We start from the raw sequence: 15,426 nt of genomic DNA, 5'->3' as shown, positions 1-15,426 counted from the left end.
GTTCCCCTCTCACCCGTCCCCTCCATCCATCGGCCGATCACCACGCCGGGGGAAGACGCGCGAGGGCCAGATCAGTGCCCCCGGAACGATCTGCCACTTCCGCTGCTGTTCGTCGAACGTGGTGATGGTGCCGAGCGCGCTGGCATCCACGTACTTCTCCACCAGATAGCAGGGTCCGGGGTAGAAATCCTCGTCGAAAGGATCGATGCCGAGCTCGCGACAGTACTGCTCGAGCATCTCGGGCGTGAACCGGTCTTTCACCCGGCGCTGCCCGTAGGCGTCGAGGTCCTCGAAGCTGAGCGGCTCGCCCTTGGCTTCGAAAAGCCACTGAGATCCCGATTGGCGTGCCAGATAGATGCTTCGCGTCGGTGGCGCGATCGGGCGCTCGTTGTCTGGGTCGTACTCGGTATACGTGAAGACACGCGCACCGAGTCGCCCCAGGCTGATGCCCGGCTTCTCCCTCTTATCGGGCGAGTAGCCGACGAGCAATCCGTCTGTCTGCATTGCCTTCGACAACACCGCGATCGCGCTCACCGGGTCGCCTCCGGGCGCGAAGTTGTCGAGGATCGCGGACCATTCGGTGCTGCGCGTCGTTGCCACGATGGTTCGAGTGTGGTTGCTCACGAGCGGTTCGAGGTGCGGCATGACCTGGCGAAGCGGGGCGTTATAGGAGGTGACGTCGAACGAGTTGCCCAGTTGCGCATACCAATCGCCGTAGGCCCTGACGATCAACTCCGGAGAACTGCGCAGGAAGCCGATCCTCTTCGTCGCAGGGTAGAAGTGGTCGTGAAACAGTGTCTGCATGCGTCTCTCGCTTTGCATGATCCGCGCGGATTCGGCAAAGCGCCTCCCGCGTCTTGAAGTCACCCGAACATTTCTTTGCTGCGGACTCGCGTTAGCGCGTCCAGCTCTTTACGCGGCGAGAGATCACGGCCGGGTTTCGTCCGGGTCCACGAGGAAACTGACCGTCGAATCGAGCCCCATCGCGCTGCCCGTGGCAACTATTCGTGCGCGAAGGTCGGGTGAAAGACTGACTTCGGATTCGGAAATCCTGTCGCAGAGCAGATCCAGAGCGATGCCAGGCTCGGAGTACGAGACAAGCTCCAGAACGTCGTCGATCACCGTCTGGCCAAGCACGTCCACCAGAGATGCGGCGATCTTCTGAATCTCGTTGCTCGCCCAAAGCGCAGTTTCATTCGTCATCGGAGTGGGAACCCTGAAATGATTCCATCCCCAGAGGGCTCGATAATGACTCTCAGGGGAACGCCGTCACGCTCCCCCTCCACCGCATAGCGCACAGGTCTTCCGTTCTTTGTGAAATCGGCCCCGGGTGCACCGGTCTGTTGACGCCAGGTGAGACTGGGGTCCGTGGCGACATCGGATATTTCGTGCATGATCTTGTCATCCGACCAGCCCTGCGGGAAAGGCGTCTTGCCTTCTGCTCCAGGCCAGCGGTGGCCACCGCCCGTCAGATCGCCATCCAAGATGTGCTCACGACGCGCGGGGCTTGCGAGATCGACGAACTGCGGCACCTCCTCATCCAGCCGATTGATGGCGCTGCCCGCGGGGACGCGGCTGAGCGCTCCGGCGGTGACGGCCGACATGGTGGCGCCGGTGGCGGCGTTGGAGAGGAGGCCGCCGGGGGTGATGGGTTGGCCGCTGATGAGGTACTGCGCGGTGTTCTCCACCGCGCCTTGTGCGGCGTTGGCGCCGGTGCGGGCGAGGAGGCCGCCGGCGGCTCCGGCTCCAGGGATGAGCCCGAACGCTCCGGTGAGGGCGACTTGTCCCCAGTTGACTTCGCCGGTGGTGGCTTTCTGGATGATGGTGTCGGCCCCGGCGCCGATGAGGGCGGCACCGATGGGGCCGCCGACGCCGGTGGCGATCATGACGCCGCCGGCGATGACCATGGCGCCGCCGGCGACGTATTCCCAGTTCTCGTTCCACCATTCGCCGATGGCGTTGCCGGCTGTGGCGAGGGCGCCTTGGTGGGCGTTGGCGTAGGCGGTGAGTTGTTCGTCGGTGACGGGTTGGAGGCCGAGGGGGTCGGTGGCGTGGAGGGGGTCGTTGCCGGCGAAGGAGTAGGGGTTCGCTGACCAGGCGGCGCCGGCGGGGGCGGTGATCGGGTCGGTGCTGAGGAATCCGCGGGTGGTGGGGTCGTAGGCGCGGGCGCCCATCCACTCGAGCCCCGCGACCTCGAGGCCGCCGGCGGGGCTGATGCCGACGGCTCCCCCACCGAGGGCTTGGGCGGCGGTCAACGCCTGCCAGGGGTCGTCGGTTCCTGTCGTGCGGGTGGAGCGCCATCCGCCGGTGGTCCAGGTGTCGCCGATGCCGGTGATCGCGCCGGGGGCGTGGAACACGTCCGTGTCCCCGACGGTGAGCGGGGTGGCGGCGTAGGAGCCGGCATCCCAGGTCAGCGGGGTCCCGTCGACCTCGGCGAGTTCTCCGAGCGCGTTCACGCGCAGCTCGGTGCGACGTTCTCCGTCGGGGGTGTGTGTGGTGATCGCGCGGATCCACCCGCGGTCATCCCACGTGTACTGCGTCGACCCGGCGGGGGTGGTCTCGCGGGTGCGGCGGCCCTGCCCGTCGTAGGCGTAGGTCGTGTCTCCGTCGGGTGCGGTGAGGGTGAGGAGTTGCCCGGCGGTGTCGTACGCGAACGCCCGCTCGACATCGTCACGGGTTTCGTGGATGAGGCGTCCGGCGGTGTCGTACTCCCACGCGCTCGCGTGCCCGTCGCCGACCGCCGAGCGGAGTTGTCCGGCGTCGTCGTGGGTGTATCGGGTGGTGCCGTCGGGTCCGTCGATGCCGGTGATGCGGCCCTCGTTATCGCGGGTGATGCGGGTGAGGGTGGCGCCGTCGGCGTCGGTGCGGGTGTGCGCGACGGGGAACCCGTCCTGGTATTCCCAGGTCTGGAGGCCGTCGCCGGCGCGGGCTTCGAGGATCCGCCCGAACGCGTCGCGCGTGTAGTGCACCGCGCCGAGGCGGGAGTGGTCGATGCGGGTGAGGTGGCCGGCGGCATCCCGCGTGTAATCGACCGTCACTCCGTCGGGGGTGACGAGGCGGGTGCGAGCACCGTCGGCGTCGTACTCCCAGCGGGTCGAGCGACCGTCGCTCGTGCTCTCGGCCAGACGGTCCAGGCGCGTGAACCGGAGGGTGTGCGTGGTCGGCTCGGCCGTGGTGTGATCGACGATCGTCGCCGTGCGGGCACGCGCGTCGCGACGGATCTCCGTCACGACCCGCCCGTTCACGCTCAGCCCGGATTCGAGGCCCGCGTCGTCGTACGACCACTCCGTCACGGTCCCGTCGGGGCTGGTCTGGCGGATCTGACGACCCGCCGCGTCGTAGTCCGCGGTGGTCACCCGGCCCAGCGGGTCGGTCTGCGAGGCGACCTTGTCGAGATGCGTGTACGTGCGGGTGGTGACCCCGCCGGCGGGATCGGCGATCGACACCACCCGGCCCCGCTCGTCATACGCGTACCGGGTCACACCGCCGATCCCGTTCGTGGCGGCGACGAGTTGGCCAGCGGGGTCGTAGGAGAAGCGACGGATGCCGAACCGGGTGTCGTGCGAGAACGTCAGGCGCCCCACCTTGTCGTAACCGAAACGCGAGACGCCCGAGCCCGGGACGCGCTCGCGGACGACACGTCCGACCTCGTCGTACTCGATCTCCACCCGCTCCCCCGTGGGGAGGACCCGGGCAGTCACGCGGGAATCGGCGTCGTATTCGAGGGTGGTGCGGGCGTCGTTGCCGTCGATGGCGGCGACGGGGCGGCCGCAGTGGTCGTACTCGTAGCGGGTCGTGCGTCCCGCGGGTGTGGTGATCGCGGTGACACGGCCGGCGAGGTTGCGGTCGATGCGGGTGAGGCCGCCGTCCGCGTCGAGGACCTCGACGGCACGCCCGCAGGCATCGTAAGTGATCAACGAGGCGTCGCCGGCGGCATCCTGGATCTTCTCCGGCCGGCCGTAGCTGTCGTAGCTCACCGAGGTCTGCTCGAACGCCGTCTGAACCGTGCGGGTCGCATCGGTGCGCGACAGCGTCGCCTCCGCAGACACCCCGGTGGGGTCGGTCGTGCGGACCAGGTCACCGACGGCGTCGTACTCGCGCGTCCACACCCCACCGGCCGGGTCGGTGATCTCCCGCAGACGGGAGAGGGCGTCGTGGGTGAAACCCCACGCGGCACCGTCCGGCAGCGTCACCCCGGTGACGTTGCCGAAGGTGTCAAACGAGCGGTCAATGCTGCGGCCGAGGGGGTCGGTGGTGCGGGTGAGGTGGCCGTGGGGGCCATACTCGAGTTCGGTGCGAGCGCCGAGGGGGTCGATGATCGCGGTGATCTGCCCGCCGGGGCCGTGTTCGTAGCGCCAGATCGCACCGTCGGGATCTTCGCGGGATGCCAACACCCCGGCGTCGGTGTACACGTACCGCGTGACCGCGCCCAGCGGGGTGATGGCCTGGGTGACCCGGCCCGTGGCGTCGCGGACGAGCTTCGCGACCGCCCCGTCCGCGTTCCGCGTCGCGACCGATTCGCCGTGGGCGTCGTAGTCGAAGCGGACGACGACACCCTCGGGGTCTTCGACCCGGCGGAGCAGCCCGGCGGCCCAGTCGAGTTCGGTGACGCCGCCGCCGGGGTCGGTGACCCGCGAGGGGTTGCGTTCGAGGTCGTTGGGGTAGTCGTAGGTGACGATGCCGCCGTCGGCGGTGACGACGGTGGTGACGCGGTCGTGGTCGTCGTACCCGTAGGTGATGTCGGCGCCGTCGGGGGTGACGGTGCGGGTTCTGCGGCCGCGGGTGTCGTAGGCGTGGACGGTGATGCGGCCCTCGCGGTCGGTGACGGAGACGAGGTTCCCGTTCGGGTCGTACGCCATGGACTGGCGGTTCCCGTCGGTGTCGATGATCCCGACGAGGCGGCCCTTGCGGTCGGCGATCCACGTGTTCGCGTTCGACCCGTCGGCGTCGGCGACCTCGGTGACGCGGCCGGAGAGGTAGGTGAAGCGGGTGTGACGACCGAACTCCGTGACCTGCTCCCGCACCCGACCTTGCACGTCGTACACGTTCGTGCACTCGATGACCCCGGCAGCCGAGACCACCTGGTCGATGAGGTCGTCCTCGTTCCACCGGTACGTCCGCGTCCCCGCCGGACCCGTGACCGCGGTCAGGCGGCGGTCCTCGTCGTACAGGTACTCCACCCGGCGACCATCCGATGCCGTGACGGATGCCACGAGCCCGTCCGCGTACTCCACGTCGACGCGGCGGTCACGGGAGTGCTCCAGGGCGACGATCGCGCCCGCGGCATCCCGGACGACGGCGACGACGTTGCCAGCCCCGGCACCCGCACCGAGCCAGTCGCCACCGGTGGTGAACGCCCACCACGCCCCGGTGTTGTCGGTCACCAGCAACCCGTCCGGCCCGATGAGACCCCGCGCGGCAAACTCGGCAGCACGGACACGGTTCAGCCAGTAGTTCTCCCCCGTCGCCCGTGCCCAGTCGCGCCCGTCACGGCCGAAGACGATCTGTCGCCCGTCCGCCATCACGAACCGGGCATCATCATCCGACAGCAGCAGGGCCGTGTCGAGGATCGAGGACCATCCCAGACCGAACACCCCGTCCCCGTCGTTCAGGGAGTTGTACATCCGCGTCAGCGACAGCAGACCCGTCGCCGCAGGGAACGGGAGATCGTTCTCCGGCTCCAAGAAGTTCCCGGTCGCGGAGTTCACAGGGTCGTTCACGAACCCCGTGGTCGGCGCCCCACCCCACGCGGTCGGGGGGTCGATCACCAGATCCTGACGCGTCGCGGACACCCCCGCCGCCGCCAAAGACGCCGCCAACGCGGCATCCGACACCGTCCCGATCCCGCCGTTCGTGCCAGCGTCCTCGAACGCCTGCGCGATCGTGTTCGCCCACGCCGTGTCATTCGCATTCGCGTCGAGCCAGGTTTGGAATCCGGTCACGACGGGACTCACGTCGATCCCGCCGAAGTCGCACGTGGCCATGAAATCGCTCGCCGCCGACGACACGCGCCCGGGGTGAGCCGACAGAGCCGCGTCGAGGTTCGCGTTGCCCGTGGCGAAGGTGCGGAGGTTCTCCGGTCGTGCGGAGGACGTTCCTCCCCCGCCGCCGCCCGCACTCGGTGTCTGACGCGCCGAAGCGTTCACCGGGGTCGCCTGGAACACGGGCGGCTCGATCTCGCCGCCCTGGGGCGGCGGCTCCTCGCCGAAGATGTCGTCCCACGTGGCATCCAGCCAGTTCGACCGGCGTGCCTCGACGCGGGCCTTCCACTCACGAGCGCGCTTTCGACGAGCGTTCTCTTCGCGGGCCGCATCGCTCAGACGACCGATGAACGACGACACATCGCGGAGCCTCGACGCGAGCTCTCGCGCGTCGCCCGCGGCGGTCGCCGCGTTGGCCGCGAACAGCTCGCTGAAGTATCCCCGGAAGTCCTGCCCCGCCGTGGTGACATACGACGCGCGGGTCCCTGCCTGGCCCTCCACCGCCGACGCCGCTGAGTTGGCCGCCGACGCCACCGCGTCCGCCAGACCGAAGTCGTACGTCAGATCGGGTGCCCCGTACACCTCGAGATCGACATCGCTCATCGAAACCCCCCACTGGTTCGGCGATCATGCGGAAACCGCGTCGACCGCTCACGACCGCAAGAGCTTAGCCCCGGATTCCCGTGAGGATCAGGGTCTTGCGGCAGGTTCTCATACGTCCCTCATAAACCCTGATCGAACGGCGTTCCGCCTCCAATAAACGCCTCCGTGGTCCCTCGTCAACACCTGGACACGTCTTGCGCCGTTGTTTATCGTCGTCACGTCATGAACGGCGTGCAGTGGGTGCGCCGCGCGAAACAAAAGGGGAAATGATGTCGCGCGTTCTTTCTACCGAGCAGGCCAAGTCGGCCATCCAGCAGATCCAGTCGATCGTGAACGGGGGCTTCACCGACCAGATCTCGCAGCTCGACGCACAGGGACGGATCCTGTCGGACCCCAACGTCTGGGATGGCCCTCTCGCCGCGCAGTTCCGTGGCTCGACCTGGCCCGAGACGAAGGCCGCCCTCGACAAGGCCAAGCAGGAGCTCGAAGAGCTGCGCACGCAGCTCAACGCGATCTCCCAGAACATCTTCTCCGCGGGTGGCGGCTCCTAAGCCCTCTCCGCACCGCGAGGCATCTCGCGTCAGAACCGGCTCGCGACCACGCACGACACGGTGGCCGCGAGCCGGTTCTGTGTGCGCTCGTCCCGGAGAATGGATGCCGTGAACCCGCCCGTCTTCATCATCCCGCTCTGGGCCGACCTCACCGCGGTCGCGCTCGGCGGTGTGCAGGGTGCGCTGTTCGCCTCCGGTTTCCAGGGACAACGACGGCTCGACCTCCTCGGCGTCGCGATCATCGGCATCCTGCTCGGGATGGGTGGCGGACTGATCCGCGATCTCCTCCTCGGGCTCACCCCCGCCACCCTCCAGAACAACTGGTACCTCATCACGGCGACGGTCGCCGCGCTGGTCGGCATGCTGCTGTCCGGGCTCTTCCAGAGGCTGAACCGCGCGATCGTCATGCTGGACGCGGTCGTCATCGGCCTCTTCGGTGTGTTCGGCACGAGCAAGGCCCTCGCCCTCGGCCTCCCCGCCGTTCCCGCCGTCTTCGTCGGCGTGCTCGCGGCTGTCGGCGGCAGCGTCCTGCGCGATGTGCTGATGGGGCTTCCGGTGGCGATCATGCACGTCGGCTCGCTGTACGCGGTGGCAGCCGGGGGTGGGTGCGCGGTCGTCGCGACGGCGGCGGCCTTCGGGGTTCCGCTCCCCGTGGCTGCTGTCGTGGGGCTCGTGGTCACCACCGTCATCCGCGTGCTCGCCGTGATCTTCGACCTCTCCCTGCCGGAGCAACGCAAGCTGTACCGCCGCAAGGTGGCGGTCGAGACGACCGGCATCCCGATCATCCGGACCGACGACGACAGCGCTGGATAGACTCGCGGCCATGCTCGGTCTCGACGACGACGGGAAGGACGCCGCTGTCGCGCCCCTCGACGGGATCGTCATCGCCGACTTCTCCCGCGTCCTCGCCGGACCGCTCGCGACGATGACCCTCGCCGATCTCGGCGCGCGCGTCATCAAGGTCGAGCGACCCGGCACAGGCGACGACACGCGGGCGTGGGGGCCACCGTACGCGCCATCCGGGATGACGACGTACTTCGAGTCCGTCAATCGGGGGAAGAGCTCCCTCGTCCTCGACCTGCGCGATCCGGCCGATCACGCGCGCGCCGAGACGCTCATCGCGCGCAGCGACGTCGTCATCGAGAACTTCCGACCCGGCGAGTTCGCGCGGCTCGGATTCGGTGCCGCGGCGCTCCTCGCGCGGCATCCGCATCTCGTCGTCGTCTCGATCAGCGGTTTCGGATCGGCCGGCGGAGCGGACCTTCCCGGCTACGACTTCGTCGCCCAGGCCGTCGGCGGGCTCATGCACGTGACCGGGGCGCAGGACGGGGATGCCATGAAGGTCGGCGTCGCCCTCGTCGACGTTCTCACGGGGAAGGATGCCGTGATCGGCGTGCTCGCGGCGCTCCGCCGGAGGGAGTCGACCGGACGGGGGTCGCTCGTCGAGGTCAACCTCCTGTCGAGCCTGCAGAGCGCGCTCGTGAATCAGGTATCGGCGCACCTCGGCGCCGGGATCGAGCCGGTGCGCTTGGGCAATCGGCATCCCTCCATCGCTCCCTACGAAGCGCTGCGCTGCGCCGATGCGCCGCTCGCCGTGGCGTGCGGCAACGACGCGCAGTTCGCGCGGATGACCGCGGTGCTCGGGGCGGCCGAACTGGCCGCCGACCCGCGCTTCGCCACGAACGCCGACCGCGTCCGCAACCGGACGGAGCTCGCCGCGCTGCTCGAGGACAGGCTCTCCGCGGAGCCCGCCGCGACCTGGGCGGCGCGGCTGAACAGCGTCGGCGTCGCCGCGGGGGTCGTGAACACCGTCGGCGCGGGGCTCGCGCTGGCCGAGGATCTCGGTCTGCACCCCGTGATCGATACGGTCGGACAGGACGGACGCGTGTCCCGGCAGGTCCGGATGCCGATCACCTGGACCCCGCCGTACGCCGGCTCGCCGTCCGCTCCCCCACGCCTCGGCGAGCACACCGCCGAGGTGCTCTCGTGGCTCGACGACACCCCCGAGGAACGCCCATGACCCCCGATCTGCTCGACTTCGACGACATGCTCACCGCGGACGAGCGCGACACGCGCGATCGCGTGCGGGCCTTCGTCGAGGAGCGGGTGCGTCCTTTCATCGCCGACTGGTACGACCGGGCGTACTTCCCGGCAGAGCTCATCCCGGGGCTCGCCGATCTGGGGCTCTTCGGCATGCACCTGACCGGTTACGGGTGCGCCGGCCGCAGTGCGGTCGAGTACGGGCTCGCGGCGATGGAGCTCGAAGCCGGCGACTCGGGGCTCCGTACCCTCGTGTCTGTCCAGGGGTCGCTCGCGATGAGCGCGATCTACCTGCACGGCAGCGAGGAGCAGAAGCAGACCTGGCTCCCCCGCATGGCGCGGGGCGAGGTCATCGGCTGCTTCGGTCTCACCGAGCCGGGGTCGGGATCCGACCCCGCGAGCATGACGACGCGCGCGCGGCAGGACGGCGACGCGTGGGTGCTCGACGGAGCGAAGCGATGGATCGGGTTGGCATCCATCGCGGATGTCGCCGTGATCTGGGCGCGCACCGACGAGGGCGTCCGCGGGTTTCTCGTCCCCACCGGCACGCCGGGCTTCGTCGCCACCCCGATCGCACCGAAGATGTCGATGCGGGCCTCGATCCAGTGCGACATCACCCTGACCGACGTGCGCGTGCCCCTCGACGCCGTTCTCCCGCTCGCGCGCGGACTGAGCGCTCCCTTCGCGTGCTTGAACAACGCGCGCTACGGCATCGGTTGGGGCGTCATCGGAGCGGCGCGCGACAGCTACGCCACCGCCCTCGCCTACGCGGGTGAGCGGCGGCAGTTCGGGCAGCCGATCGCAGCCTTCCAACTGACGCAGCAGAAGCTCGTCGACATGGCGATCGAGATCGAGAAGGCCCAGCTCGTCGCGCTCCGGCTCGGACGGTTGAAGGATGCCGGACGGCTCCAGTCGCACCAGATCTCGGTCGCGAAGCTCGCCAACACGCGGGCGGCGATCGACGTCGTCCGGGAGGCACGGACGATCCTCGGCGGCAACGGTGTCACCGCGGAGTTCTCGCCGATGCGCCATGCCGCGAACCTCGAATCGGTGCGTACGTACGAGGGCACCGACGAGATTCACACGCTCGTGCTCGGGGCGCACCTGACCGGGATTCCGGCGTTCCGTGCGGCCGAGCCGCGCTGAGTCGCCGCTCAGTGCTCCTCGATGTGCACCTCGTCACCCTCGCGGATGACGCCACCGCCCTCCGCGGGAAGGAGCAGGATGCCGAGCGTCGCCTCGTCCTGACCGAACTGACGGGTCAGCACGCCGAGCAGCCGCGCGTCGCGCTCGCCCGTGTCGGGGTTGGCCATGATCGCGGCGCACCGGCCGATCGGCCTCTGCACCTCGAAGACGACCTCTCCGATGCGCACGCGCCCGCGCCAGGCGAGTTCGGCCCACGGCGCGGCGCCCGAGACGACGATGTTGGAGCGGAAGCGGCGATCGTCGACGGGGGCGGGCACCGTGGCATCCACTTCTTCCACCGAAGCGGACCCGTGCAGCGACACGAATCCGCGCGCCCGATCCTGGAAGCGCGACGTGTGTCCGTCGCCGATCAGACGCAGGGGTAGTGCTCCCTCCCGCGCGAGGGCCTTGGCCTCGGAGGTCGTCGCGACGTAGGCGGTGAGGGCGTCCTCGAGCTCCGCACGACCCGCCTCGTCGATCACCGCTTCCGCGAGGACACGGCCCTCCGCTCGCAGGCTCAGGCGCTGCGCCTCGGCATCGAACGTCGCGGACACGCGGGCGAGGGAGGGGAAGTCCATCAGGGCGAGGCCTCCGCTCTTCGGCCACGCGTCGAGTCCACCGTCGTCGATCGGCTCGACGGCATCGGCGAAGCGAAAAGCGAGCACGCGGTCTCCGCGAATCCGGCCGTCGTCCTGCACGATCAGGTGATCGCGCCGCTCCGGGGTCAGGCCCTTGACGGGATGGCGGTACAGCGCGGAGACGGTGATCATGCGGACATCCTTTCAGGCGCGCGCGAGGATCTCCCCGTGCGGCAGCAGGATCCAGCCGTCGGGGTCCGCCGCCCACTCGCGCCACGCGTCCGAGATGCGCTGCAACGTCTGGTCGTCGGCGAGCCCGAGTCGGCGGGCGTGCCCGGCGAACGCCGACGCGAGGACGCGATCCGCCCACATCCCGCCCCACCAGGCGCGTTTGTCGGCGGTGTCGAAGACCCAGACGCTCGCGCTCGCCTCGACGCGGGTGAAGCCCGCCTCGCGTGCCCACGCCTTCAGACGACGCCCCGCGTCGGGCTCCCCCGACACGCCGCGGTGGACGCCGTGGTAGATCTCGAGCCACTCGTCGAGAGCCGGGATCCGCGGATGCCAGATCACGCCGCCGTAGTCCACGTCCCGCGCGGCCACCAGGCCTTCGGGACCGGCGGCGCGACCGAACTCCCGCAGGGCGTCCACCGGGCGCGCGAGGTGCTGCAGCGTCTGATGCGCGTGCACGATGTCGAAGGACGCGTCGGGGACGTCGAGGGCGTAGGCGTCGCCCGTGCGGAAGTCGACGTTCGTCCGCTCCCCGATCACGGCGCGCGCGACCTCGATGACATCGGACGCGGCATCCACCCCGACGACTCGCCCCGGGAAGACCCGGTCGGCGAGGTCGACGGTGATGGTGCCGGGGCCGGCGCCCACATCCAGGATGCGGGCGCCGGGGAACAGCGAGGACACCAGGTAGGCCGCCGAGTCGGCGACGGTCCGTGCCGCGTGGGAACGCAGCACGCTCTCGTGATGTCCGTGGGCGTAGGCCACGGCCGTGTCTCCCGGGCTCGGCGTCAGACGCCGGCCAGCTCGCCGCTGGTCTGACGGGTGCGGATCGCGCGGTTCACGCCCGAGACGATCGCCTTGAGCGAGGCCGTCGAGATGTCGTTGTCGATGCCGACACCCCACAGGCGCTGGTCGTCGACCTGCAGCTCGATGTACGCGGCCGCCTGGGCGTCTCCGCCCGAGCTCAGCGCGTGCTCCACGTAGTCGTAGAGCGTGACGTCGAAGCCCTGTGCGCGAACGATCTCGAGGAACGCGGCGACCGGACCGTTGCCCACGGCCGAGGCGGGCTGTGCCGCATCGCCGTCGCGCAGCGTGACGTCGAGGTGCACGTCGCCCGACATGTCGCTCGACGAGCGCGTGGACAGCAGTTCGAAACGGCCCCAGCGCTGGTCGTCCTCCTTCGACGGCAGGTACTCGTCGGTGAAGATGTCCCAGATCTGGTCGCTCGAGACCTCGCCGCCCTCCGCGTCGGTGCGGGCCTGCACGACGCCGGAGAACTCGATCTGGAGCTTGCGGGGCAGATCGATCGCGTGGTCGGCCTTCAGCAGGTACGCGACGCCGCCCTTGCCCGACTGCGAGTTGACGCGGATGACGGCTTCGTACGAGCGGCCCAGGTCCTTCGGGTCGATCGGCAGGTACGGAACGGCCCACTCGATCTGGTCGACGGTCGTGCCCTCGGCGGCCGCGCGGGCCTCCATCGCCTCGAAGCCCTTCTTGATGGCATCCTGATGCGAACCGCTGAAGGCGGTGAAGACGAGGTCGCCGGCCCAGGGGCTGCGCTCGGGGACGGGCAGCTGGTTGCAGTACTCGACCGTGCGCTTCACCTGGTCGATGTCGCTGAAGTCGATCTGCGGGTCGATGCCCTGCGTCAGCAGGTTGATGCCCAGCGCGACCAGGTCGACGTTGCCGGTGCGCTCCCCGTTGCCGAAGAGGCATCCCTCGATGCGGTCGGCTCCGGCCATGTAGCCCAGCTCCGCGGCGGCCACGGCGGTGCCGCGGTCGTTGTGCGGGTGCAGCGACAGGATGACGTTCTCGCGGTGGTTCAGGTTCCGCGACATCCACTCGATCGAGTCGGCGTAGACGTTCGGCGTCGCCATCTCGACGGTGGCCGGCAGGTTCAGGATGACCTTGCGCTCGGGTGTCGGCTGGAAGATCTCGAGCACCTCGTTGCAGATGCGCAGCGCGAACTCGAGCTCGGTGCCGGTGTAGCTCTCGGGTGAGTACTCGTAGTAGACGTCGGTCTCGGGGACCGTCGCCTCGTACTTCTTGCACAGGCGCGCGCCCTCGAGCGCGATGTCGACGATGCCCTGCTGGTCGGTGCGGAACACGACCTCGCGCTGCAGCACGCTCGTGGAGTTGTACAGGTGGACGATCGCCTGCTTCGCGCCGGCGATCGCCTCGTAGGTGCGGGCGATCAGGTGCTCGCGCGCCTGCGTCAGCACCTGGATCGTGACGTCGTCGGGGATGAGATCTTCTTCGATCAGCTGACGGACGAAGTCGAAGTCGGTCTGGCTGGCGCTCGGGAAGCCGACCTCGATCTCCTTGTAGCCCATCTTGACCAGGAGGTCGAACATGACGCGCTTGCGCTCGGGGCTCATCGGGTCGATCAGGGCCTGATTGCCGTCGCGCAGATCGACGGCGCACCAGCGCGGGGCGACCTCGATGCGCTTGCTCGGCCACGTGCGATCGGGCAGGTCGACCCGGATCTGCTCGTGGAAGGGACGGTACTTGTGCACCGGAGCGGACGTGGGCTTCTGGGTGTTCTTCATGGTGTGTCGCTTCTCTTGTTCGTGGTTCCCGCCCGGGAAGGGCATCAGGAGGGGCCGACGACGAGCTCCGCGACGAGGATGGCCCTAGATCGAGGACTCGTCGCGGCAGCTAAGAAGAAGCAGACCACCGAAGCGCATTCTGTGATGGTACCAGCCTCGCGCGGACCGGTTCACTCCCCCGTCGCCCACTCGCGCGACAGGATGCCGTAGTCGACCTCGTCGCTCCAGCGCCCCTTGAACCAGGCGTTCTCGACGAGGTGCGCCTCGCGGCGCATCCCCACCCGTTCGGCGAGGGCGAGGGATCGCGCGTTCTCGGCGTCGATACGCGCGACCAGGCGGCGGAGGCCGTAGACCTCGAACGCCGTGTCGATCAGGGCGCGCACCGCCTCGGTCGCCATCCCCCGACCGGATGCCGCCGGACTCACGACCCATCCGATCTCGGCCGAACCCGCGTCGCGGTCGAGATGGAAGAGCACGAGATCGCCGATCACCGCGCCGCCGGCCCTGTCCTCGATCGCGAGGACGATCCCACCGCGCTCCCCGTCGATGCTCGTACCGCCGAAGAGGTGGCCGATCCTCGCGCGGATGTCATCCGGCGTCTGCGGATCGAACGGCAGGAAGCGGCACACCTCGGCGTCACCGCGGTAGCCCACCATCGCCTCGAGGTCGGCGTCGACGACCGGGCGCAGCAGCACGCGCTCGCGCCGCACCTCGAGCCGCTCCGGTGCCGGAGGGAGGACGAACGGCGACGCGGTCACGGGATCAGCGCGACCTTGCCCCCGGGGTGCCCGGTCATGACGAAGCGGAGCGCCTCGACGGCCTCCGCGAGCGGGTACGTGCGCGAGAGGGGCACTTCGAGGACACCGGATGCCGCGAGCTCCAGCACTCGCACTCGCGCGATGTCGCGGAACCGGGCGCTTTCGGGGCGCGCGCCCGCGATCCAGAGGAAGCCGTCGCGCTTCGCCCGTTCGGGGTCGACGATCGTGACGATGCGGTCGCGCTCCTCGACCAGCGCCAGCGAGACGTCGATCGCCTCGTCGGTACCGACGGCGTCCCACGCGGCGACGATCGGTGCTCCTCCGGCGGCTTCCTCCACGCGTTCGCGCAGCCCCTCGCCGTACGCGACGGGGACGCCGCCGTAGCGACGAACGCGGTCGGCCGAGTCGGTGGCATCCGGGCTCACCGTCCCGATCACGCGCACGCCGAGCTCGCGCGCCTGCTGGAGCAGACTCACACCCACCGCTCCGGACGCCGCGTGCAGGACAACGGTGTCGCCGGCGGTGACGCGGGTGACCTGGATCATCTCGGCCGCGGTGGTGCCGGCGAGGAGGAGGTTCGCCGCCTCGGGGTGCGAGAGCGTCGCGGGCTTCGCGAAGACGTCCCGCGAGGGCACCGTGATCTCGGTCGCGTACGCGCCCTGGACACGGAACGCGACCACCTCGTCGCCGACGGCGAGCTCACCCGCACCACCGACGGCGTCCGGACCGACGGCGAGGATCTCACCCGACAGTTCGTACCCGACGGGCGCGGGGAACGTCGCGCCGGGGCGCGCCTGGGCGACGTGCTTGGCATCCGCGGGGTTGACGCCCGCCGCGCGAACGCGGATCGTCACCTCTCCCGGGCCGGGAGGGGCGACATCGACCTCGTCGAAGCTCCACGAATCGATCGGCCCCGGAGCCGGAGCCGTCCACCTCTTCGCCATGATCGCGCC

The 15,426-nt window shown here is 69.6% G+C and carries 12 protein-coding genes; 4 read left to right on the top strand and 8 right to left on the bottom strand.

The genetic code is table 11. From position 1 onward, the window contains the following. Positions 1-9 precede the first annotated feature (9 nt). The 3 genes from MTES_RS18615 to MTES_RS16815 all read right to left on the bottom strand — a co-directional run bounded on the left by MTES_RS18615 (position 10) and on the right by MTES_RS16815 (position 6,584). The gene (locus MTES_RS18615) at positions 10-804 is read right to left on the bottom strand and encodes a hypothetical protein (RefSeq protein WP_013586483.1); all 795 of its coding nucleotides are present in this window, start codon (positions 802-804) and stop codon (positions 10-12) included. 123 nt (positions 805-927) lie between these two features. Then, positions 928-1,203, bottom strand: a complete 276-nt coding sequence (locus MTES_RS16820; RefSeq protein WP_013586482.1) for a MafI family immunity protein — start codon at positions 1,201-1,203, stop codon at positions 928-930. Next, positions 1,200-6,584, bottom strand: coding sequence for a DUF6531 domain-containing protein (locus MTES_RS16815; protein ID WP_013586481.1), 5,385 nt, complete (start codon positions 6,582-6,584; stop codon positions 1,200-1,202). The genes MTES_RS16820 and MTES_RS16815 overlap by 4 nt, the downstream gene beginning before the upstream one ends. A 266-nt stretch (positions 6,585-6,850) precedes the next feature. On the opposite strand from MTES_RS16815, the gene MTES_RS16810 reads away from it, so the two are divergent. From MTES_RS16810 to MTES_RS16795, 4 genes are all read left to right on the top strand, one after another. Further along, positions 6,851-7,135, top strand: a complete 285-nt coding sequence (locus MTES_RS16810; protein WP_043361631.1) for a hypothetical protein — start codon at positions 6,851-6,853, stop codon at positions 7,133-7,135. Positions 7,136-7,243: 108 nt separating this feature from the next. Continuing rightward, on the top strand, positions 7,244-7,948 hold the full coding sequence (locus MTES_RS16805) for a trimeric intracellular cation channel family protein (protein WP_013586479.1): 705 nt from the start codon (positions 7,244-7,246) through the stop codon (positions 7,946-7,948). 10 nt (positions 7,949-7,958) lie between these two features. Continuing rightward, positions 7,959-9,155, top strand: coding sequence for a CaiB/BaiF CoA transferase family protein (locus tag MTES_RS16800; protein WP_013586478.1), 1,197 nt, complete (start codon positions 7,959-7,961; stop codon positions 9,153-9,155). After that, on the top strand, positions 9,152-10,321 hold the full coding sequence (locus MTES_RS16795) for an acyl-CoA dehydrogenase family protein (protein ID WP_013586477.1): 1,170 nt from the start codon (positions 9,152-9,154) through the stop codon (positions 10,319-10,321). The genes MTES_RS16800 and MTES_RS16795 overlap by 4 nt, the downstream gene beginning before the upstream one ends. Before the next feature lie 8 nt (positions 10,322-10,329). Here the strand turns inward: MTES_RS16795 and MTES_RS16790 are convergent, their stop codons facing one another. From MTES_RS16790 to MTES_RS16770, 5 genes are all read right to left on the bottom strand, one after another. After that, complete coding sequence (locus MTES_RS16790; RefSeq protein WP_013586476.1) at positions 10,330-11,130, bottom strand: MOSC domain-containing protein; 801 nt, start codon at positions 11,128-11,130, stop codon at positions 10,330-10,332. A gap of 12 nt (positions 11,131-11,142) precedes the next feature. After that, the gene (locus tag MTES_RS16785; RefSeq protein ID WP_013586475.1) at positions 11,143-11,931 is read right to left on the bottom strand and encodes a methyltransferase domain-containing protein; all 789 of its coding nucleotides are present in this window, start codon (positions 11,929-11,931) and stop codon (positions 11,143-11,145) included. Positions 11,932-11,954: 23 nt separating this feature from the next. Then, the gene (gene leuA, locus MTES_RS16780) at positions 11,955-13,715 is read right to left on the bottom strand and encodes a 2-isopropylmalate synthase (protein WP_013586474.1); all 1,761 of its coding nucleotides are present in this window, start codon (positions 13,713-13,715) and stop codon (positions 11,955-11,957) included. A gap of 170 nt (positions 13,716-13,885) precedes the next feature. Next, positions 13,886-14,473 (bottom strand): GNAT family N-acetyltransferase, encoded by a 588-nt coding sequence (locus MTES_RS16775; protein WP_013586473.1) that lies wholly within the window; start codon positions 14,471-14,473, stop codon positions 13,886-13,888. Further along, positions 14,470-15,417, bottom strand: a complete 948-nt coding sequence (locus tag MTES_RS16770) for a quinone oxidoreductase family protein (RefSeq protein ID WP_013586472.1) — start codon at positions 15,415-15,417, stop codon at positions 14,470-14,472. The genes MTES_RS16775 and MTES_RS16770 overlap by 4 nt, the downstream gene beginning before the upstream one ends. Positions 15,418-15,426 lie beyond the last annotated feature (9 nt).

Origin of the sequence: Microbacterium testaceum StLB037 (assembly GCF_000202635.1) — a bacterium.
Lineage (GTDB): Bacteria > Actinomycetota > Actinomycetes > Actinomycetales > Microbacteriaceae > Microbacterium > Microbacterium testaceum_F.
Note: the sequence above shows the minus strand (reverse complement) of the source record. Positions and strands in the feature narration are given on the sequence as shown.